The 18,423-nt window shown below is 73.2% G+C and carries 20 protein-coding genes; 9 read left to right on the top strand and 11 right to left on the bottom strand.

Annotation, left to right across the window (positions count from 1 at the left end; all coding sequences use genetic code 11):
- Nucleotides 1-91 precede the first annotated feature (91 nt).
- Nucleotides 92-214 (top strand): hypothetical protein, encoded by a 123-nt coding sequence (locus CFP65_RS41740; RefSeq protein ID WP_256387258.1) that lies wholly within the window; start codon nucleotides 92-94, stop codon nucleotides 212-214.
- A 47-nt stretch (nucleotides 215-261) separates the two neighbouring features.
- Entirely contained in the window at nucleotides 262-693 is a 432-nt protein-coding gene (locus CFP65_RS00205) for an SRPBCC family protein (protein WP_104814169.1), read from the top strand.
- A 32-nt stretch (nucleotides 694-725) separates the two neighbouring features.
- On the opposite strand, the gene CFP65_RS00210 is transcribed toward CFP65_RS00205, so the two are convergent.
- Nucleotides 726-2,690, bottom strand: a complete 1,965-nt coding sequence (locus tag CFP65_RS00210; protein WP_104814170.1) for a Xaa-Pro dipeptidyl-peptidase — start codon at nucleotides 2,688-2,690, stop codon at nucleotides 726-728.
- 210 nt (nucleotides 2,691-2,900) lie between these two features.
- Nucleotides 2,901-3,419, bottom strand: a complete 519-nt coding sequence (locus tag CFP65_RS00215; protein ID WP_104814171.1) for a MarR family winged helix-turn-helix transcriptional regulator — start codon at nucleotides 3,417-3,419, stop codon at nucleotides 2,901-2,903.
- Between the two features lie 189 nt (nucleotides 3,420-3,608).
- On the opposite strand from CFP65_RS00215, the gene CFP65_RS00220 reads away from it, so the two are divergent.
- Entirely contained in the window at nucleotides 3,609-3,905 is a 297-nt protein-coding gene (locus CFP65_RS00220) for a DUF1330 domain-containing protein (protein ID WP_104814172.1), read from the top strand.
- Between the two features lie 25 nt (nucleotides 3,906-3,930).
- Here CFP65_RS00220 and CFP65_RS00225 read toward each other — a convergent pair whose 3' ends face one another.
- Entirely contained in the window at nucleotides 3,931-4,422 is a 492-nt protein-coding gene (locus CFP65_RS00225) for a hypothetical protein (RefSeq protein ID WP_104814173.1), read from the bottom strand.
- Between the two features lie 224 nt (nucleotides 4,423-4,646).
- Here CFP65_RS00225 and CFP65_RS00230 point away from each other — a divergent pair, with 224 nt between their 5' ends.
- The gene (locus tag CFP65_RS00230) at nucleotides 4,647-5,402 is read left to right on the top strand and encodes a VOC family protein (RefSeq protein ID WP_254552131.1); all 756 of its coding nucleotides are present in this window, start codon (nucleotides 4,647-4,649) and stop codon (nucleotides 5,400-5,402) included.
- Nucleotides 5,403-5,542: 140 nt separating this feature from the next.
- Entirely contained in the window at nucleotides 5,543-5,845 is a 303-nt protein-coding gene (locus tag CFP65_RS00235; RefSeq protein WP_104814175.1) for a hypothetical protein, read from the top strand.
- A gap of 66 nt (nucleotides 5,846-5,911) precedes the next feature.
- Here the strand turns inward: CFP65_RS00235 and CFP65_RS00240 are convergent, their stop codons facing one another.
- A complete protein-coding gene (locus CFP65_RS00240; protein ID WP_104814176.1) occupies nucleotides 5,912-6,562 on the bottom strand; it encodes a TetR/AcrR family transcriptional regulator in 651 nt (216 codons plus the stop codon).
- Nucleotides 6,563-6,727: 165 nt separating this feature from the next.
- Between CFP65_RS00240 and CFP65_RS00245 the strand changes: the two genes are divergently transcribed.
- Both CFP65_RS00245 and CFP65_RS00250 read left to right on the top strand, forming a co-directional pair.
- Nucleotides 6,728-7,759, top strand: coding sequence for a medium chain dehydrogenase/reductase family protein (locus CFP65_RS00245; RefSeq protein WP_104814177.1), 1,032 nt, complete (start codon nucleotides 6,728-6,730; stop codon nucleotides 7,757-7,759).
- A gap of 78 nt (nucleotides 7,760-7,837) precedes the next feature.
- A complete protein-coding gene (locus CFP65_RS00250) occupies nucleotides 7,838-8,536 on the top strand; it encodes a phosphoglycerate mutase family protein (protein ID WP_104814178.1) in 699 nt (232 codons plus the stop codon).
- A gap of 30 nt (nucleotides 8,537-8,566) precedes the next feature.
- On the opposite strand, the gene CFP65_RS00255 is transcribed toward CFP65_RS00250, so the two are convergent.
- Together CFP65_RS00255 and CFP65_RS00260 are read right to left on the bottom strand one after the other, a co-directional pair.
- Complete coding sequence (locus tag CFP65_RS00255) at nucleotides 8,567-10,354, bottom strand: hypothetical protein (protein WP_104814179.1); 1,788 nt, start codon at nucleotides 10,352-10,354, stop codon at nucleotides 8,567-8,569.
- A 31-nt stretch (nucleotides 10,355-10,385) separates the two neighbouring features.
- A complete protein-coding gene (locus CFP65_RS00260) occupies nucleotides 10,386-11,450 on the bottom strand; it encodes an ATP-binding protein (protein WP_104814180.1) in 1,065 nt (354 codons plus the stop codon).
- A gap of 366 nt (nucleotides 11,451-11,816) precedes the next feature.
- Here CFP65_RS00260 and CFP65_RS39585 point away from each other — a divergent pair, with 366 nt between their 5' ends.
- On the top strand, nucleotides 11,817-12,059 hold the full coding sequence (locus CFP65_RS39585) for a hypothetical protein (protein ID WP_168219556.1): 243 nt from the start codon (nucleotides 11,817-11,819) through the stop codon (nucleotides 12,057-12,059).
- A complete protein-coding gene (locus tag CFP65_RS00265) occupies nucleotides 12,052-12,468 on the top strand; it encodes an ester cyclase (protein ID WP_217368115.1) in 417 nt (138 codons plus the stop codon). Before CFP65_RS39585 ends, CFP65_RS00265 begins: the two co-directional genes overlap by 8 nt.
- 7 nt (nucleotides 12,469-12,475) lie before the next feature.
- On the opposite strand, the gene CFP65_RS00270 is transcribed toward CFP65_RS00265, so the two are convergent.
- The 5 genes from CFP65_RS00270 to CFP65_RS00290 all read right to left on the bottom strand — a co-directional run bounded on the left by CFP65_RS00270 (nucleotide 12,476) and on the right by CFP65_RS00290 (nucleotide 18,140).
- Nucleotides 12,476-13,252 carry a nucleotidyltransferase domain-containing protein gene (locus tag CFP65_RS00270; RefSeq protein ID WP_104814182.1) on the bottom strand — a complete coding sequence of 259 codons (777 nt, stop codon included), beginning with the start codon at nucleotides 13,250-13,252 and terminating at the stop codon, nucleotides 12,476-12,478.
- A gap of 58 nt (nucleotides 13,253-13,310) precedes the next feature.
- The gene (locus CFP65_RS00275) at nucleotides 13,311-14,186 is read right to left on the bottom strand and encodes a methyltransferase domain-containing protein (protein ID WP_104814183.1); all 876 of its coding nucleotides are present in this window, start codon (nucleotides 14,184-14,186) and stop codon (nucleotides 13,311-13,313) included.
- A 97-nt stretch (nucleotides 14,187-14,283) separates the two neighbouring features.
- Entirely contained in the window at nucleotides 14,284-14,859 is a 576-nt protein-coding gene (locus CFP65_RS00280; RefSeq protein WP_104814184.1) for a hypothetical protein, read from the bottom strand.
- 40 nt (nucleotides 14,860-14,899) lie between these two features.
- On the bottom strand, nucleotides 14,900-15,313 hold the full coding sequence (locus tag CFP65_RS00285; RefSeq protein ID WP_104814185.1) for a globin domain-containing protein: 414 nt from the start codon (nucleotides 15,311-15,313) through the stop codon (nucleotides 14,900-14,902).
- A complete protein-coding gene (locus CFP65_RS00290) occupies nucleotides 15,303-18,140 on the bottom strand; it encodes a LuxR family transcriptional regulator (RefSeq protein ID WP_158701942.1) in 2,838 nt (945 codons plus the stop codon). The genes CFP65_RS00285 and CFP65_RS00290 overlap by 11 nt, the downstream gene beginning before the upstream one ends.
- Between the last annotated feature and the right edge of the window lie 283 nt (nucleotides 18,141-18,423).

Here is an 18,423-nt window from a genome sequence, read left to right on the forward strand (position 1 = left end):
CAGACCGTGCGTACCGACCGCGCGGGCTTCGCCGGCCTGGTGGTGGACGAGCACGCGCACACCGTCACGGTCTACACCGCCGGCAGCAAGGGTGCTCCAGCGCGGGGTGATCTCGGGCGGCAACGTCGGCAACAACGGCCCCGGCAACCAGATGTTCTTCAGTCCCTGGGAGATGGTGGCCAACCAGGTGGGCGGCCACCCTTGCGCCTGCTGAGGCGCGGGTAGCGGCCCGAGCGGCGGGTGGGTGCGTAGGGTGAGCTCATGGCCCGATTCGTGCTCACCCGCCGTACGCCCTTGCCCGCCGAGCTCTGCTGGGAGCGGGTCACCGACTGGCCCGGGCACGGGCGGCGGGTGCCGTTCACCCGGGTGGCGGCGGTGCGGGGGACGGGGCAGCGGGTAGACGACCGGATCCTGGCGCGGACCGGGGTGGGAATGCTGGGGTTCGACGATCCGATGGACCTGGTCGAGTGGGTGGCCCCGGCGGCGGGGCGGGACGGGGTCTGCCGCTTGGAGAAGCGGGGGCGGGTCGTCCGCGGGTGGGCCGTGCTGACCGTCCGTCGGGTCGGGCCGGGCAGTGAGGTCAGGTGGGAGGAGGAGATCTCGGTGCCGGGACTCCCCCGGCTGGTGGATCCGCTGCTCGCCTCGGCCGGGCGGGCCGTGTTCGGACGGGTGCTGGCGGATCTGGTCCCCTGACCACCGGCGGCCGGTGGTCAGGGGACGCGGGATCAGAAGTTGCCGCAGGGCAGGCAGTCACCGGCCGTGCGGGGCAGGCCGGGCAGGCCCGGGAGGGCGGACGGGGCCGCGAAGGCGTCGGGCTTCGGCTGGCGGGTCGGCGCGGGGACGGCCTGGCGGAAGGCGGTGAGGCCGCCGAGCAGGGGCAGCCGGACGCTGGACCGGGTCAGGTCGAGGGTCAGGGTGGGGCGGGTGGACGGCGGGTTGAGCAGGCCGTTGTCGGTGCCGGCCACGATCAGCGCGAGCCGGTGGCCCGCCGGGACGATGTGGTCGGTGCCGGCCAGCGCGAAGGTGATCGGGTAGCCGGTGCCCGGCGTGAGGGTGGCGGTGCGGCTCAGGCCGGCGTAGTGGCCGAGGTCGGCCCAGCCGCGGCTGACGATCGTGTACCCGACCGAGGAGGTGTCGGCGGCCGCGTCGAGGAAGCAGGCGCTGTCGCCCGGGGTGCTGTCACCCCAGCAGGAGCGGGTGGACAGGGTGGTGATGCCCTCACCCGAGCCCTCGTAGTTGCGGATCACCGCCGGGCCGAGGTCGGCCAGCACCGCGCTCAGGTGGGCACTGGTGGTCGAGGAGCTCACCGTCAGCGTGATCGACCCCTGGCCGGAGACCCGCAGGTCGCGGGTGAGCGGCCCGGTGGTGAACACCGTCTTCTCCGGGGTGCTGGTCAGCGCGTGCGCGGCCCAGTCGTCCTCGCCGAGCTTCGGGTCGTCCGTGAAGGAGGCCGTGCCGCTGCCGGAGGTGGTGGAGAAGGCACCGGGCGTCAGGTGCAGGGTGGCGGCGCCGGTGCCGGGGGCGGGCCAGGCGGCGTCCTGGGTCCACTGGTCGGGCGCGCGCTCCACGTCGGCGGCCGGCGCCTTCTCGACGCCGTTGTCTATGCCGAGCAGGTAGTGGTCGAACCAGCTGTGCAGGGTGTCCACCCAGATGGTCCGGCGGTAGTCGAACGGGTCGACGTGGCCGGTCTGCGAGAGCCAGATCTTGCGGTCCACCCCGGTGCCGGCCAGCGCCGTCCACCACTGGGAGAAGTTGATGCCGCGCACGTTCAGGTCCTGCATCCCGTGCACCACGAAGACGCTCGCCTTGACCTTCGCCGCCGAGGCCACGTAGTCGCGCTGCTGCCAGAGGCTGGACCAGTCCCCGCTGTCCGGGGAGCCGGCCGCGAGCCGCTTGTCCACGGCGGTGCAGTGCGGGGCGGCGGCCTGACTGTCCACCAGGCCGGACAGGTCGGCGGGCGTCCCGTCGTAGAGCGGGGCGCCGCTGGAGCGGTAGTAGTCGTACCAGGAGCTGATCGCCGAGATCGGCACGATCGTCTTCAGGCCGTCCACCCCGGTGGCCGCGACGCCGTTGGCGATGGTGCCGTCCCAGGACTTGCCGATCATCCCGACCGAGCCGCTGGCCCAGGTCGGGCTGGTCCTGGTGCTGCCGCTGCGGGTGCTGTAGCCGGCGGCGCGGCCGTTAAGCCAGTCGATCACCGCCTTGGCGGACTTCACGTCGGAGGGCCCGCCCACGTCCGAGCAGCCGTCCGAGCGGTTGGTGCCCGCCAGGTCGACCAGCACCACCGCGTACCCGCGCGGCACGAAGTAGTTGTCGTAGAACAGCGGGAACTGCACCGGGCGGCCCTGGGCGTCGTACGTCTTGAGCTGCGACTCGTTGCCGCGGCCGCAGCAGGCGTAGTACGGACTGGCGTCCATGATCACGGGCACCTTGACGCCGGCGGCCGCCGCCTCGCGCGGCCGCACGATGTCGGCCGCCACCCGGTCGGTGTGCCCGTTCCCGTCGCCGTCGAGCCCGGTGTCCACCCAGACCGTCTCGCGGACGGCGTCGGCGTAGGAGTACACGGGCTGGCTGCCGGTGGCCTTGGGGGCCACGGTGGCATGGGCGGCGACCGGGACCAGCTGAGTGGCCGTCAGTGCCGCCAGGAGTGTGCAGAGCAGGAGCAGCGAGCGGAGCAATCGTAGGGTCATAGTGCCGGACAGTAGGTCCACGAGCCTTCGCGCGTCACCCATTTGACCAACCACAGACAAACCGCGGCCCGCTCGGGCAACCCCGACCGGTCGGTCCGGGTAGGCGTACCGGTTGAGCGCGTCGATCAGGGTCTCGACCAGCTCGCCGAACGACGTGATCACCCGGTCGGCGTCGAAGCACTCCTCGGTCGGCAGGACCTCGGCGAGGGGTCAGCGGGAGCGGGGGAAGGGCTCGGTGTCGCCGTGGGCGACCAGGAGCTTGCGGAGCAGGGTGGTGAGCTGGGTCTGCTCGGCCGGGGTGAGGGCGGCGAGGAGTCGCTCCTCGTTGGAGACGTGGCCGGCCAGCGCCTCGTCGATCAGGGTGCGGCCGGCCGGGGTGAGGCGGACCAGGACCGCGCGGCGATCGGTGGGGCTGGGGCGGCGCTCGACCAGGCCCTTGGCGGAGAGGCGGTCGACCCGGTTGGTGATGGCGCCGGAGGTGACCATCGCGGCCTCGAGCAGGGCGCGCGCGTTCAACTCGCAGGGCTCCCCCGCCCGCCGCAGGGTCGCCAGCACGTCGAACTCCGAGGAGTCCAGGCTCCAGGTCGCGAAGTACTCCCGCAGCGACTGGTCCACCCGGCTGTTCAGGCGTCTGAGCCGTCCGATCAAGGCGATCGCCTCCCCGTTCAGGTCGGGGCGGATCAGGGCCCACTGGTCGGCGATGTCGTCCACCGTGTCACGCTCCGTCATGCCAACTATCTTAACATTCACTTACTTGACGGTCACGCACTTCCTGGGCTCATAATGTCTCAACGTTCAGATACTCAGTAGTGAGCGACCTGGGCGGGACCGGTCCCTGACGGGGCGTGCGCGACACGGGGGTGCGCGCACGCCCCGGGGACCACCCCCCTATGACGACTCAGGAACAGGACACATCCCATGCACTACGTGATCTTCACCCGCACCGACCAGACGCCCGACGCCGAGCTCGGCCACTACCTCGCCAACGTCGGCGCGACCCTGGATCCCTTCTACGGCCGGCTGCTCACCTTCGGCGAGCCCGAGCGCCTGGAGGGCGAGACCCGCTACACCCGCACCGCCCTGCTGGAGTTCCCCACCGAGGACGACGCCCGGGCCTGGTACCGCTCCCCCGCCTACCAGGAGCTCGTGCACTGGCGCACCCAGGCCCTCGGGCACTCCGTGGACATCAACCTGCTGACCGGTGCGGCCGCCTGACCGGCCGTCGGTGCCGGGCGCCTGCTCAGCCGCGGAAGACCTGGAGCTCGCGCACCGCGTCGTTGAAGTCCTTGCCGAGATAGGAGGCCGGGAGCGAGACGGTCTCCACCTTGTCGAGGGGAGACGTGAGCGTGGCCTTGGTGCAGTTGTTGTATCCCCACATCGAGGAGACGTTGAGCGCCACGTCGATGTAGTTGACCAGGTGGTAGCCGGTGGCGTCGCAGCCGCCGGCATCGCCGTAGAACGTGTAGAGGACGCCGCCGCCGTAGTTGACGTCCGCGTACTCCTCCAGCAGGAGCGTCTGGCCGTCGCGGACGGCGGGCGCTGCGGAGCGGCCGTCCGTGCAGGACTCGCCGAGAGTGCGGGTCGGGCTGACCAGCACCGTGCAGTGGCGGGTGGCCGGCCGCTCGGCGGCGAGCGCGGTCGGGGTGGCGAGGGCGGCCGGGGCGGCGAGGACCGGGGCCAGCAGGGCCGGCAGGACGGCGGCGGTGAGGAGGGTGCGGGGCTTCAGGCGCATGAGGACTGTCTCCTGGTGAGGTGAGGGACTGTCACCATTGGATCCTGGGTGGGCGAACCATCGCGGGGTGCCGCGCCCGGGCCCGGATTAATCGCACCGGGGCGCTGACGGCCGATCGGGGTCGGCGGCGGGCCGTCCTGCGCGAGCCTCCGGGCCTGCGGTGGGGTCCCGGGGCTAGCGTCGTTCCTCGTCGATCCCGACGGCGAGAGGCTTCCGCGGTGAAGGTGACCGAGATCATCCCTGGTTCCCCGTGCTGGGCGCAGCTGAGCGTCCGTGACGTACCGGCGGCGCTTGACTTCTACGGCGGCCTGTTCGGCTGGCGGGGCGAGCCCGACCCGGATCCGCAGTTCGGCGGCTACACGATCTTCTCCTACGACGGTGCCGCGGCAGCGGCGGTGGCACCGCTGATGAACCCGCAGCAGCCGGTGATGTGGCTGCTCTCCATCGCCACGGCGGACATCGAGGCGACCAGCGAGGCCGCCAAGGCCGCCGGCGCCACGCTCTGGATGGGGCCGATGGACGTGGCCGACCGGGGGAAGTGGGCCCTGCTCAACGACCCGACCGGGGCGCCGTTCGCGCTCTGGCAGGGCGGGTCCTTCGCGGGCTTCGGCGTGGTCAACGAGCCGAACTCCTTCGGCTGGGCCGACCTCTCCACCCGGGACAAGGACGGCGCCACCGCGTTCTACGCCGGGGTGTTCGGTTGGCGGGTCTGGCCCGACGAGAACTACGCGATGGTGGGCCTGGGCGAGGACATGTTCGGCGGGGTGATGAAGCTCGACCCGTCCGTGCCGCCGGAGGTGCCCTCGCACTGGGCGCCGTACTTCCTGGTCGCGGACGTGGACGCCTCGGCGGCCACCGCGGCGCGGCTGGGCGGCGAGGTGCTGCACGGGCCGACCGACGTGCAGATGGAGAACGGGCCGCGGATCGCGGTGATCCGTGATCCGCAGGGCGGCACCTTCGGGATCTTCGCGCCGCGGTAGGGCGGACGGGGTCTCGGGGCGGGACGAGGCCCCTGCTCGGGGTGGGGCTGCGGGGTGGGGCTGCGGGGCGGGCCGTGGAGGTGGAGCCTGGAGGGGACGACCCGGTGGCGTGGTCGCCGCCGGGTGGAGGAGGCAGCGCCATGAAGTTCATCCAGATCATCGAGTACCGGACCAGGCGGATCGACGAGTTCAACGAGCTGTTGGACGGCTGGGTCGAGCAGAACGCCGGTCACCGGCTGGCCTCGTGGGCCTTGCAGACCCGGGACCGGGACGGCGAGGACGTGTACCTGAACATCGTCCAGTTCCCCTCGTACGAGCAGGCGATGGCCAACTCCGACCGGCCCGAGACGGCGGAGTTCGCCACCCGGGCGGCTGCGCTCTGCGACGGGCCACCGAAGTTCCGCAACCTCGACGTGCTGAACGTGCGCGACTTCCGAAGCTGAGGCCCGGTCCACTCCCCGGCCCCGGGCTACCCCTTTCCGAGGGGTCGGCCCGGGGCCGGGGTGCGTTCAGCCGTGGGTGAGGGCGTGCACCTCGGCGGCGTAAAGCTCGGCCGGATCGAACTGCATGCCGGTGAAGTGGCCGGCGAGCTCGAGGGAGAGCAGGCCGTGCAGGCGGGTCCAGAAGGCCAGGGCGCGGCGGAGCTCGGCGGGTGGGGCGGGGTGCTCGCCGGCCCAGCTGCGGTGGTCGGCGAGGTGGCCGTCCAGCGGGGAGGGCGGGAACGGGGACGGGGTGGCGGCGGTGCAGGTGTCGAGGATGACGGTCATCACCTCGACGGCGCTGCGGGTGACGTCCTCAGGGGCGTGGTAGCCGGGGACCGGGGTGCCGTAGATCAGGAAGTAGCGCTGGGGGTCTTCGAGGGCCCAGCGGCGGAGGGTGAGGGCCAGGTCCGCGAGATCGGCTCCGGCGGCGGCCCGGGCCTGGACGGTGTCGGCGAGGCTGCGGTAGGCGTCGCGGATCAGCTCGGTGATCAACTCGTCGCGGTTGGCGAAGTAGCGGTAGAGGGCCGGGCCGCTCATGCCGATCTGCTTGGCGACGGCGTTGAGGGAGAGGGCCGAGGCGCCGGCGGTGGTGATCTGCTCCCAGGCGTGCTTCTTGATCTCCTCGCGGACCTGGGCGCGGTACCGCTCCCGGGGCGTGTGCGCTTCCGTCTCAGCCACGTCGGCCTCCGTCTCCCGGTCGTCCGCCGCCTGCTCGGCGGCGCGTGGTTTGGTGAGCAGCTGGGCGATTGGTTAGAGGCTATCACTTTTCTTCTTGACTCTCGCGCGACATGGCAGTTATAACTTCTAACGACAGCAAGTATTCCTGCCGAAACGGAGACAGTCATGTACAGCGGAGAGCTTCTCGAGGTCGTCCTGCCGGGTGTCGTCGCACCGGAGGGTCTGGAGTTGCGCCACGGCGCCGTCCCGACGCCCGGCCCCGGCCAGGTGGTCATCGCGATGGAGGCGAGCGGAGTCTCCTTCGCCGAGCAGCAGATGCGGCGCGGGCGCTACTACGACCAGCCGCCCTTCCCCTTCGTGCCCGGCTACGACCTGGTCGGCCGGGTCCACCGCACCGGCCCGGGCGTCGACCCCGCGCTCACCGGGCAGCGGATGGCCGCCCTGGTGAAGGTCGGTGGCTGGGCCAGCCACGTCCTGGTCGAGGCCGCCGACCTGGTGCCGGTGCCCGTCGGCCTCACCGCCGCCGAGGCCGAGACCGTGGTGGTCAACGGCATCACCGCCTGGCAGATGCTGCACCGGCAGGCCCGGGCCCGGAAGGGTCAGACCGTCCTGGTGCACGGCGCGAGCGGCGGGGTCGGCTCGGTGCTGGCCCAGCTGGCCCGGGCCGCCGGAATCCGGGTGATCGGCACCGCCTCCGCCCGGCACCACACGGCGCTGCGCGAGCTCGGCGTGCTGCCGGTCGACTACCGCGACGCCGATGTCCCGGCCCGGGTCCGCGAGCTCGCCCCCGGCGGGGTGGACGCGGTCTTCGACCACCTCGGTGGCCGCAGCGTGGTCGACTCCTGGCACCTGCTCGCCCCCGGCGGCACCCTGGTCGCCTACGGCAGCGCCTCCACCCGCGACGACAGCGGCTCCAAGCAGTGGCCGGTGCTCAAGATCCTCGGCCGCACCCTGCTCTGGAACGCCCTGCCCAACGGCCGCCGCGCCGGCTTCTACAACATCTGGGCCGGCCGCGCGCTCGCCCGGGACAAGTTCCGCGCCCGCCTGCGCACCGACCTGACCCAGGTCTTCGACGCCCTCGGCAAGGGCGAGATCACCGCGCGGATCGCCGCCCAGCTCCCGCTCGACCGGGCCGCCGAGGCGCTGCGCCTGGCCGAGTCCGGCACTACCACCGGCAAGATCGTCCTGGTGCCGTGACACCCGCCCGGCCGTTGTCCGGGCGGGATGGTCTGCCCTTGAACCAATTCTCATCCACTCCGGCTACCGTCCCGCCCCATGACGCCGAACCGCCATCCGGCCGCCCGGAACACCGCCCCGACCGGCTCCACCCTCCCGACCCGCCGGGCCGCGCTCGGCGCCCTGGCCGCCACCACCCTGCTGCTCGCCGGCTGCGGCCCGAAGAAGGACCACCGTCAGGATCAGGTAGCGGCGGCAGTCAACGGGAGCACCACCCCGGCGGCCGACCTCACCGTCATGATCATCCGCCACGGCGAGAAGCCCGCTGGCTCCGAGCAGGGCCACGACGACAGCGGCAAGCCGAGCAACTCCTCCCTCACCGACCGGGGTTGGCAGCGGGCCGATGCCCTCCCCCGGCTCTTCACCCCGCAGCCGACCGCCGGCCTGCACACCCCGGCCAAGATCTACGCCGCCGCCGACAGCGGCCCGCACGCCGGCGCCCACCGGATGCGGCAGACCGTCACCCCACTCGCCCACCGACTGGGGCTGACCGTCGACCTCGGGTACTCCGAGACGCAGGAGAGCGCCCTGGCCAAGGCCGTGGCGGCGCAGCCCGGCCCGGTCCTGATCTGCTGGGAGCACAGCCGGATCCCGGCCATCGCCAGGGCCATCGCCCCTTCGGCCGGCGCACCGGCCGGCTGGCCGGACCGGTTCGACCTGGTCTGGGTGTTCACCCGCACCGGCGGCGTCTGGTCCTTCCACCAGCTCGACCAGCACCTGCTCCCCGGCGACGCCTGAGCCGGGCCGCCCCCACCCGGGCCGCACGCCTCAGCGCAGCCGGAACACCGGGCCGCGCGGGGTGAACGGCAGCCCGGCGCCCTGCGGGATCAGGTAGGCGTGGTCGCGCCGGATCCGCAGGGTGTCGCACTCGGCGTCGGTGATGACCAGGATCGGGGCGGTCGGTGGGAAGTCCTCGGCGCGTTCCAGCAGGTCGACCCCGGGCTGGAGCACCGTGCCGCCCCGGCCTCGCACCCGGACCCGGCCGGCGATCTCGGTGGGCGGGAGGTAGCCGGCGTCGTGCGGGGCCGCGTCGCAGAAGACCACCCGGGCGGCCGGCACGTCCCGGGCGGCGGCGTAGGAGGCGATGGCACCGAGGGCCAGGCCGAGCAGGCGGCGGTCCATCGAGCCGGAGGTGTCGAGCACCACGCCGAAGGTGCAGCGGGCCTCCTCCTGCGGCGGGAAGTACCGCCCGGCGCGCGGGATCTCGGGGGTGGAGGCCTGCCGCCGGGACGGGCGGGCAAAGCTGCGCACCGCGACCGGGGACGGCACGAACTCGTCGAACCAGCGGGCCAGTCGGGCGTCCCAGGGCACCGGCGGGTGAGCGAGCGCCCGGATCTCCTCGACCAACCCGGCCGGCAGCAGGCCGCGTTCGCGCTGGTGCAGGTCGAAGCCCTGCTGGATCCCGCGCCGGTAGAAGTCGTCCAGGTCGACGAAATCCCTGGCCGGGCCAAGGGGTTCGCCGAGCACGTCGGGCTTGCCCTTGCCGGCCATGGTGGCCAGGCGCCGGATCCGGCGCTGGTCCCGGACGATCCGGTCGTACACCTCCTCGGCCGAGAGTCCCTTCAACTCCGGGTCGTGCAGCAGCCCTTCGGGCATCTCGCCGACGTCCATCTCCACCAGCCAGCCGTTGATCACGTAGTCGGCCGCGACGTTGAACAGGTACGGGTCGCGTCCCCCGCACCGCTCCATGTGCCGCAGCGCGGCGTGCAGCATCTCGTGCGCGAGGATGAACCGCCACTCCTCCTCGCTGTACCGGCGCAGCGGGTTGAGGTAGATCTCCCCCGCCTCGGCGTTGACGGCGGCGATCGCGATGCCCTGGGCGCGGGCGAGTTCGGCGTCGGCGACCAGGGTGATGCCGGCGGCCAGGCCGCCGAGCAGCGGGTAGGAGGAGACGAACCAGTTGAGCGCGCGGGTCCACGGCCGTTCGGGGTGGCGGGCGCCGGTGAGTTCGTCGCGGCGGCCGCCCGCCAGGTCCATCGCGGCGGACATGGTGCGGGTGAGCGCGGAGGCGAAGGCGGTGGTCCAGTCCTCGGGGTGCAGGCCGCGCCAGGGGCGCAGGAGTTGGTCGGGTTCGGCGCCGTTGGTGCCGCTGACCTGCGGCAGGCCGTCGCGGCGCCAGCGGGCGGCGAGCTCCTCCTCGTCCCCGCCGACATGGGTGACCGGCAGCTCCACCGGGGCGCGGCCCATCGCGAAGGTGCTGAGGAAGCGGTTGACCACGTGGCAGCGGGCCGCCCGCAGATGGGGGTCGGGCTGACTTCGCGGGCCCTGCTCGGCGGGCAGGTGGCCGAAGCCCAGGTGCAGCAGGCTGTGGGCCAACACCCAGGCCCACTCGGCCGGTTCGGCCCGGCGCTTGGTGTTGACGTGGATCATGCCGTTGGAGTCGGTGACGGCCCACCCGTCCGTCGTGGGCGGGTGGGCGCAGTCGGGGCTGCGGCAGATGGAGGCGTCCAGCGCGGCGAAGGCGGAGTTGCCGCGCAGCATGGCCAGCCCGGCGGTGAACGCCTCCAGCCCCGGGTCGGGCTGGTCCTTCTGCGCCTTGGCGCGCGCCTTGCTCATCGGGGGGCCTTGTTCGTCAGGTGAAGGTTCTTCATCGGCGGGCCTCGACCAGCCGGGGCATGTCGCGGGCGGCCTCGATCAGGAACCAGGAGGGCAGCAGCGGGTTGCCGTCCGCGCCGTCGGCGATCACCGTCTGAGCCACCTCGACCGAGATCTCGGCGAGTTGGACCAGCAGCGACTTGGCCCGGTAGGCCACCTTCCGCTGGCTGTCGGAGGCGTACTCCTTCTTGGCGGGCAGCTCCTTGACGAGTCGGCCCCGGAAGGAGTCGGCGAGGTAGTAGAGCAGATCGCGGTCCTCCAGCCGGTGCGGCCATCGGGCGTCGCCCTTGAGGATGGAGTCCAGCCCGAAGGAGTTGCGGACGATCTTGGCGTAGCCGCAGAACGCCACCGCGTGCGGGGGCGTCAGCAGCCCGTGGGCCAGCACCTTGAGGGTCTCCTCCTCCAGCGTGGGCCCGAAGGAGTGCAGCGCGTCGGAGAGCATGTGCCAGGCGCGCGGCGTGGAGAACGGCTCCTCCGACTTCGGCGGCGCCGACCAGAGGTGGTCGGGCCGGTCGGTGAGGTAGTCCTGCACCCACGGGTGGATCCCGTGGCCCGCCGCCCAGCCGAGCCAGTCGGCGGCGCTGGCCCGCAGGTGCACGTGGACCAGCCGGTTCACCAGCGCCGAGGCCATCGGCCGGGCCAGCGCACCGTCGGTCGCCCGGTTGCCGGCGCCGATCACGATGCTGCCGGCCGGCAGTTCGTACGAGCCGATCCGACGGTCGAGGATCAGGGAGTAGAAGGCCTTCTGCACATCCGGTGTGGCGGCGTTGAGTTCGTCCAGGAAGAGGCAGTACGGCTGCTCGCGGGCGATGCTCTCCGGCGGGCAGAACCGCGACCGCCCGTCCGGGGTGATCTGCGGGACGCCGACCAGGTCCTCCGGGGCCAGCTGGGTACCGATCAGACTCACGCACTCCAGCCCCAGCGATTCGGCGAACTCCCTGACCAGGGAGGACTTCCCGATCCCGGGCGCCCCCCAGAGGAAGACCGGCCGTACGGTGGCCAGCCCGAGCAGCAGTTCGGGGACTTGGGACGGAGAAACGGTGACGGCACCCTGCACGGGGATCCTTCGCAACTGGGGTAGGTGATCTGTTCGCCGACCAGTCTCCGCACGCCCGCACCCGGGCGCATCCGGTTTTCGGACGCAACGGCGGAGGAGCGACAGCTGCCCGGTTCCCGATGATCCGTCACATCTGCGTGCCGACGGGGACGCTGTGGGCAATCACGGGTGGACCACGGGCGAACGAGACGACAGCAATCCCGCCGATCTCCGTTATCGCCTGGACGAACCGCGCCGCGTGACCATACTGGCAGGATGTGCTTTCGAGGTGGGACTCCGAACCGGCATCACGTCTGCTTGCCCTGCCGCTCCTCGTACCTGAAACACGGGCCCCGGGTCGGCAACTGCCCCCAGTGCGGTGACCAGTTGATCGACGCGGGCCGGGATCTCGCGGCGCCGAAGCGGAGCGACGCGGCCGGCTGGCAGGCGTTGACGGCCCTGCTGCGGGCCCGCCGCCTGCTGCCCCTCCAGCACGAACCGCCCTTCACCGGGCGGCCGCTCAGCTATGCCTTCAACCATCCACGGGACCGCAGCCCCCGGCTCGACGACCGCTCGCCGAGTCGCCATCGCGATCTCGCCGTTCACTCCTGGCTTCGAACCCGTGGGTGACCCGGCCGAGGCCGTCAGCCGGCGCAATGCCGAGGTCGTCCGCCGCTACCTCCGGGTCTTCGAGACCAAGGAGGTCGCCGAGTTCGAGGAACTCGTCGCCGAGGACGTCCTCGTGCACGGCGCGGGCATCCATGCCCGCGGGCGGCACTACCCCGAGGGGGCGGTGCTGACACCGGGATTGTCCGACTGCCGGGTCCGGGTGGACGACCTGTTCGCCGCCGGCGACCGGGTGACCGTCGCCTTCACCCTCACCTACACCCAGGACCGCACCGGCCGCGACCTCACCATGACCGGGGTCAAGTCCTACCGGCTCCGGGACGGGAGGATCGTCGAGTTCTGGGGCGAGACCGACCTGTACGGCCTGCTCCGCCAGGCCGGGCTCGTACCCGAGCAGATCCCGCCGCTCTGACGGTCCGTCAGGACCGATTCTTCGTGGCGGTCGAGTCCTGCGGGGCCGGCATGCGCTCGATGCTGCGCCGCAGGAATGCGCGGGCCTGCATCGCTCGGCGGACGCGCTGGAAGCGGTGGGTGGGCTTGGGGGTTCCGTAGCGGCGGTCGTGGATGTCGCGGACCACGTGCGGCGGCGCGCCGAGGGCGAGCAGCTCGGTGAGGGCCTCGGCCTTCGTGATCAGTCGGCCGTCCCGGAGGGTGGCGGTGGCGCGGGCCAGGACCAGGAGGCCCAGGTCCACCCAGATGTCCCGGAGCCAGAGCCGGGGTTTGCCGGTGGCGGGCAGCCAGAACTCCCGCAGGTCACGCCGGATGAATTCCTCCAACTGCCCTGGGAGCAGCGGCGGCAGCAGGCCGACCGGCGGCGGACCGTACAGGGTGCGGCCGCCCTCGAGCAGCTCTCGGCGGGTCACCGGGGTCACCGGGCGTTCCAGGATCATCGCGTGGGCCCAGGTGACGTGGTCGGCCTCGACCTCGGCGAGCGCGGTGCCGGCCAGGTAGGAGCAGTGCAGCCTGGCCGCCGCCGGCTCCTCCGCCGACAGCCGCCGGTGCAGGTCCGCCAACCGGCCCCGCTGCTCCTCGTCCGGCACGGCCTCGACGACCGCGACGAGGTCGAGGTCGCTGCGCCCGGGCTGGAAGTCCCCCAGCGCGAGCGAACCGTGGGCCCAGACCGCCACCGTCGGCACCACCTGCCGCACCTCGGAGACGAACCGCTCGAGCACGAGATCCGCTTCGGTTGCCGTCATGCCCGCGATCCTCGCACGCGGCGATCACTTGCGGCGTAGGGAAGTTGTGCAGCCACGCTCAGCCGAGCGTGGACACGGACTCCACCGGGCGACGGCCCCAGGCCGAGATGAGGGGGGCCAGGGTCAGGTCGAGTTCGCCGGCCTGGATCGCGGCCAGGTGGGCGTCGAGTTCGGTGGCGTCGGTGAGGCCGGCCGCGAGGAGTTCGGGGCGGACGTGGCGGATGGTGGCGGCTTCCAGGTGGTTGCAGGCGGGGCCGCCGATCGGGAAGGTACCGGAGGCGGCGACGTCCACCAGGCCGGCCTCGCGGAGGGCCCGTGGGAGGGTGCGGCCGTAGCGGAGGTCGGCGCCGCGGCGGGCCAGCAGTTCGCGGACGGCTGTGCGCAGGCGGTTGGCCCGTTGCTGGGCGGGGCCGGTCTCGTCCAGGCAGGCCAGGGGCTGCAGGGCGGTGTCGGCGTCCTCGATCAGCAGCCGGCCGCCGGGGCGCAGCGCGGCCACCATGGTGGCCAGGGCGCGGGCCCGGTCGGGGACGTGGACCAGCACGAGGCGGGCGTGCACCAGGTCGAAGGTGCCGGGCTCCGGTGGCGGGTCGAGGGCCACGTCGTGGCGGCGCACCTCGTAGCCCGCGTCCTCCCTCAGCCAGGACGGATCGAGGTCGGTGGCCAGCACGTACCCGGTCGGTCCGACGGCCGCCGCGAGCGCCTCCGGGATGCCGGGTCCGCCGGCGCCCACCTCCCAGCAGCGCGAGCCGGTCGTGATGCCCAGCCGTTCGACGTGCCCGAGCGTCACCCGGTCGAACAGCTCGGCCAGCTGGACGAACCGCTCGCCCGCCTCGGCCCGGGCGTTGTCCAGCAGGTATCCGGAGGCGGGCGCGGGCTCGCCGCTGGTGGGGTCCGGATGGTCACCGGGCTGCGGCAGGCGAGGTTCGGAGGTCATGACTCCATGGTCGGCCTTCCCAGGGCTCCGGCGCCACGAGGACACGGGGAGGACACGGGAGGGATGTGTCACACCGTCACCACCCCGCCGACGGCGGTCACCGGCCTAGGGACTTCGCCGCCTCGTTCCCGGCCGGGGTGTTGGCGATCCAGAAGCCCGGGCCCTGCCGGTCCTTCCAGAGCTCCTCGTACTCGCGGGCGGCGCGGGCCAGGAGTTCTTCCCGGGAGCCGGGCCAGGGTTCGAAGCCGACCTCGCCGAGTTCGGCCAGACCGTCCGCCAGCAGGGCCTCGGTGGCGGCCATGGCCAGTTCATGGGCCGGGGTCCCGGAGATCCTCGACTGCTGACCGGCGTACCAGAGCAGGGAATCGGCCATGACCCAGTCGAACTGACCGTCGTGGATGACGCCCCGGACGACGGCCTCGACCGGGCCGACGGGCTCGGCCAGGTGGGTGATCAGGAGGTATTCGTAGTCGGCGAAATCCAGCTCGGCGGCGGTACGGCTGCGGAAGAACTCGGCGTGTTCGGGGCGGAGGTCGTGCACGTCGTCCGCCTCGTCGGCGTCGATGCCGAGCAGTGCGGCGATCTCCTCCTCCGGGATATCGGGGAGGGCGATCAGGGTGGACCGGCTGCGGTCGGCCTTCTCGGACTGCTGGAGGAATCTGCTGATCGGCACGGTCGGGAGCGTACCGGCCGGTCCTGGGCGCACCGGCGGGTCACGGCTTCGCCGCGCCGAGCATCATCGCCTCGGCGGTCAGGTCGTAGGCGAGGCGCCAGGCGGTGGCGGTCTCCTCGGTCCAGTCCTGGGGGGCGACGGACTCGGCCAGGGTGGTGAGGAGGGCCTCGCGGACCAGGGCGTAGTGCTCGGCCCGGACGTGGTAGCCGGCGTGGCGGGCGCCCAGGGCGCGGGTGCGGTCGACGAAGCCGGGGAAGTCCGGGATGGTCTGGACGATGGCGTGGAGTTCCTCGGCGAACTTGGTGCGGAGCAGGGTCTGGTCGGTGGTGAAGAGGGCGCGCAGCTGGGGGTGGGCGGCGAACAGGCGTCGGTAGAAGGCGTCGGCGATCTCGGGGAGCCGGTCGCGCAGGCGGGCGGCGGAGGCGGTGACGAGGGCGATGTGTTCAGGCGTCATGGTCGTCGGCTTTCCGTGGGCTGGGGGCTGGCTGCCCGAGTGCGTCGGCGAGCTGGGCCCGGCCGCTGATCCCGAGTTTTCCGTAGATGTTCTGGAGGTGGTTCTCCACCGTGCGCACGGACAGGTGCAGGCCCTGCGCGACCTCGCGGCTGGTGCCGCCACGGGCGGCCAACCAGGCGATCTCGCGTTCGCGGGTGGTGAGCGGGGTGTCCGCAGGGGTGCCGGCCGGGGTGGCCAGGGCGGGGGTGGCGGCGCCTTCGCAGCGGCTGCGGGCCTCGGCCGCGCGGGTGGCGGAGGCGGCGGCCGGGCGCGGCGAACCGTCGGCGCGGTGGAGCTCGGCCGCCCGGGTCCAGGCCTCGGCGGCCGGCAGGTGGGCGCCGAGCTCGGCCAGGGCCCGGCCCGCCCGGTCGAGTCCGGCCGCGTGCTGCGTGGCGAGGGCGTGGATGTGGGCGGTGCGGGCTGCGGCGAAGGGGCCGGTGGCGAGTGGAGTCGACAGCCCGTCAGGCAGGCCGGCGAGGACTGCGGCTGCGGCGGGCGCGCCACCGAGGCGGGCGAGGTCGTGGAGCATGGCGAGGGCGGCGGTGTGCTCGCCGTGGGCCAGGGCGGAGGCCGCCGTATCGGCGAGGCGGTCGCGGGCCTGCTGAGGGCGGCCCTCCAGGGCGTCGGCCCAGGCGAGGGCACGGCAGGGGTCGGGGGCGGTGACGGACCGGTCGGCGGTCAAGGCCCGCAGCGCCGTGACGGCGCCTGCGTCGAGCTCGCCTTGGGCGGCGGAGCCGATCACCAGGGCAGCCAGCGCGGCGAGTTCGGCGTCGCGGGCGGCGCCGGCCCGGCCGTGGGCGAGTGCCTCGCGCAGCTGGGCGGCGGCGCGGGACATCCGGCCCCGGGCGAGTTCGACCCGACCGGCTTGCAGCGAGAACCAGGCAGCCAAGCTCTCCACCCGGTCGCGCAGCGCAAGTTGGCGGCCTTCCCGGAGTGTGGCACAGGCCAGGTCGAACTCGCCCAACTCCAGCTGCGCACTGGCGAGTTCCGCCAGGCGACCGGCCGGATGGGAGAGCCCACTGCGGTCGGGCAGCCGGGAGTGCCGCTCGAAGAGGCGGCGGCCCAGCGCGGCGGCGCGCTCCAACTGGCCTTCGGCGTAGAGCACTCGGAACTGCGCGGCCAGCACGATGACCTCGGTGCGGGCTGACTGCACGGTCGAGCTGGGGAGTTGGGGTTCGGCGAGGAGATCGTAGGAGACCAGCGGAACGGGGGCGGGTTCGATGCCGTCGAGGCCGAGCGGGGATTCGACGCTGTCGGGGCCGAGAGTGGGCTCGACTCCGCCGAGATCGGGCTCAGCGGCATCCAGGCCGAGGGCGGTGAGGAGTTCGCGGGCCTGGCCGGTGCGGCCGGCCAGGCTGAGCAGGCGGGCCTCGTACGCGCCGAGCGGGAGGCGCAGTTCGGGGCCGCCCCGGGCCGTGGTGCGGGTGAGCCAGCTGCGGGCGGCGGCCAGACCCGGGGAGCCGTAGAAGCAGTTCCAGGCGATCACCACGGCAGCGGACTGGAGGTCGGGGCCGCCGAGCTGGTCCATCGCGGGGGTGAGCACCGTCACCGCCTGGTCGGCGCAGCCGAGTTCGCCGAGGGCGGTGGCCATCAGCAGGGCGGCCCGGGCGTCGAAGCCTTGGCGGAGCGCGGCCTGCGCCAACTGCCGCATCCGGTCCAGGTCGTGGGCGTAATGGGCGAGCACCGCCGCGCGCAGCAGCAGGTCGGGCTCGGCGGTGCCGGTGGCGTCCAGCTGCCAGCCGGCCAGCCGAAGCGCGTCCTCACCACGCCGGGCGCCGTGGGCGCGGACTCGGGCGATCTGGTCGAGCAGCAGGGTACGGGCGCGCAGCCGGGGCAGCGCAGCCCGCAGAGCAGCGGCGTGCAACGGGTGTGCGAGCCGGACCTCTTGGCGCCGGCCGGAGTTGCGGACCTCGATCAGCCCGGCGGCCTCCAGCCCGGTGAGCTGCTCCTCCGGGGTGTCGGTGAGCAGTTCGTCCACGCTGAGCGGTTCGCAGAGGGCGAGCCGCTCCAGCGCGGTGCGCTGGGCCGGGGAGAGTCCGCTGAGCCGCTCCTGGACCAGCCCGGCGACGCCGTCGCTGACCCGGAGCGGGGCGGCCAGGCACCAGACGCCCTCGCGCTGGACGAGGGTGCGGTCGGCGAAGCCGCCGAGCACGAGCTCGCGCAGGTAGAGCAGGTTGCCGCGGCTGGCCTCCCAGAGCGCGGCGGCGGCCGGGCCGCTGACCGGTGCGCCGAGGGTGAGGTGGAGCAGGGTCTCGGTGCTCTCCCGGGCGAGCTCGGCCAGGTCGAGCCGGAGCGCCCGGCCGGCCTGCCACCAGCCGGTGAACGCGTCCGGCAGCGGTTCGTTGCCGCGCAGCGAGGCGACCAGGAAGACCTGCGGGGCCGCGCAGAGCGCGGTGAGCAGCGCGAGGGAGGCGGCATCGAGCAGGTGCAGGTCGTCCACCCCGAGCACGAACCGCCGCTCGCCCGCCTGCGCCACCACGTACGCGTACACCTGAGCGAACAGCTCCTGCGGGGCACTGGCCACGGTGAGCGCGGGCGAGGGCAGCAGCGGGGCGAGCGCGCAGAGCGGCATCGCGGCCGCGGTGCGACTGCCGGTGAGGCGGGCGGTGCGCAGCCCCTTGGCCTCGGCCTGGGTCAGGTACTCCTCGACCAGTCGGCTCTTGCCGGTGCCCGGTGGCCCGCAGACCAGGGCGGCCCGGACTCCTGGGTCGGCCGCCGCGTCGGCGATCCGTTCCAGCTCCGCACGCCGCCCGATGAACGGCCATCTGAGCAGTGCAGTCGCCGACATCATCGCCCCCCAGCGATCCGGCCTGGCCGCCGGAGCCCTCCGCGCGGCACCCGGGTGCCGCCTGCTGCGGCCGGGCGTCGGTCAGTGTGGCACAGCCGCCGCCGTCCGAGCAGGGCACCGGCGGCGGGCCGGCTCTCGCTGCTCGGCGCGCGGTGGTGACGGCCGGTCACGGTGGGGGACATGGCAGCAGGGTAGGTATCGGCGCGGCCGGTGGCCTGAGTAGGCGGTACTCAGGTGGGCGTTCCTGCAGGTGAGAGCGAGTATCGGGGGTGGCCGGCGCCCG

Origin of the sequence: Kitasatospora sp. MMS16-BH015 (genome assembly GCF_002943525.1) — a bacterium.
Taxonomy (GTDB): Bacteria; Actinomycetota; Actinomycetes; order Streptomycetales; family Streptomycetaceae; genus Kitasatospora.

Coding starts and splice junctions, on each gene's coding strand:
- CFP65_RS00275 (WP_104814183.1), bottom strand. CDS start 14,186: ATGACCTCCGAACCTCGCCTGCCGCAGCCCGGTGACCATCCGGACCCC.
- CFP65_RS00220 (WP_104814172.1), top strand. CDS start 3,609: ATGCACTACGTGATCTTCACCCGCACCGACCAGACGCCCGACGCCGAG.
- CFP65_RS00270 (WP_104814182.1), bottom strand. CDS start 13,252: ATGACGGCAACCGAAGCGGATCTCGTGCTCGAGCGGTTCGTCTCCGAG.
- CFP65_RS00235 (WP_104814175.1), top strand. CDS start 5,543: ATGAAGTTCATCCAGATCATCGAGTACCGGACCAGGCGGATCGACGAG.
- CFP65_RS00285 (WP_104814185.1), bottom strand. CDS start 15,313: ATGACGCCTGAACACATCGCCCTCGTCACCGCCTCCGCCGCCCGCCTG.
- CFP65_RS00205 (WP_104814169.1), top strand. CDS start 262: ATGGCCCGATTCGTGCTCACCCGCCGTACGCCCTTGCCCGCCGAGCTC.
- CFP65_RS00250 (WP_104814178.1), top strand. CDS start 7,838: ATGACGCCGAACCGCCATCCGGCCGCCCGGAACACCGCCCCGACCGGC.
- CFP65_RS00290 (WP_158701942.1), bottom strand. CDS start 18,140: ATGTCGGCGACTGCACTGCTCAGATGGCCGTTCATCGGGCGGCGTGCG.
- CFP65_RS00215 (WP_104814171.1), bottom strand. CDS start 3,419: ATGACGGAGCGTGACACGGTGGACGACATCGCCGACCAGTGGGCCCTG.
- CFP65_RS00255 (WP_104814179.1), bottom strand. CDS start 10,354: ATGAGCAAGGCGCGCGCCAAGGCGCAGAAGGACCAGCCCGACCCGGGG.
- CFP65_RS00210 (WP_104814170.1), bottom strand. CDS start 2,690: ATGACCCTACGATTGCTCCGCTCGCTGCTCCTGCTCTGCACACTCCTG.
- CFP65_RS00245 (WP_104814177.1), top strand. CDS start 6,728: ATGTACAGCGGAGAGCTTCTCGAGGTCGTCCTGCCGGGTGTCGTCGCA.
- CFP65_RS00225 (WP_104814173.1), bottom strand. CDS start 4,422: ATGCGCCTGAAGCCCCGCACCCTCCTCACCGCCGCCGTCCTGCCGGCC.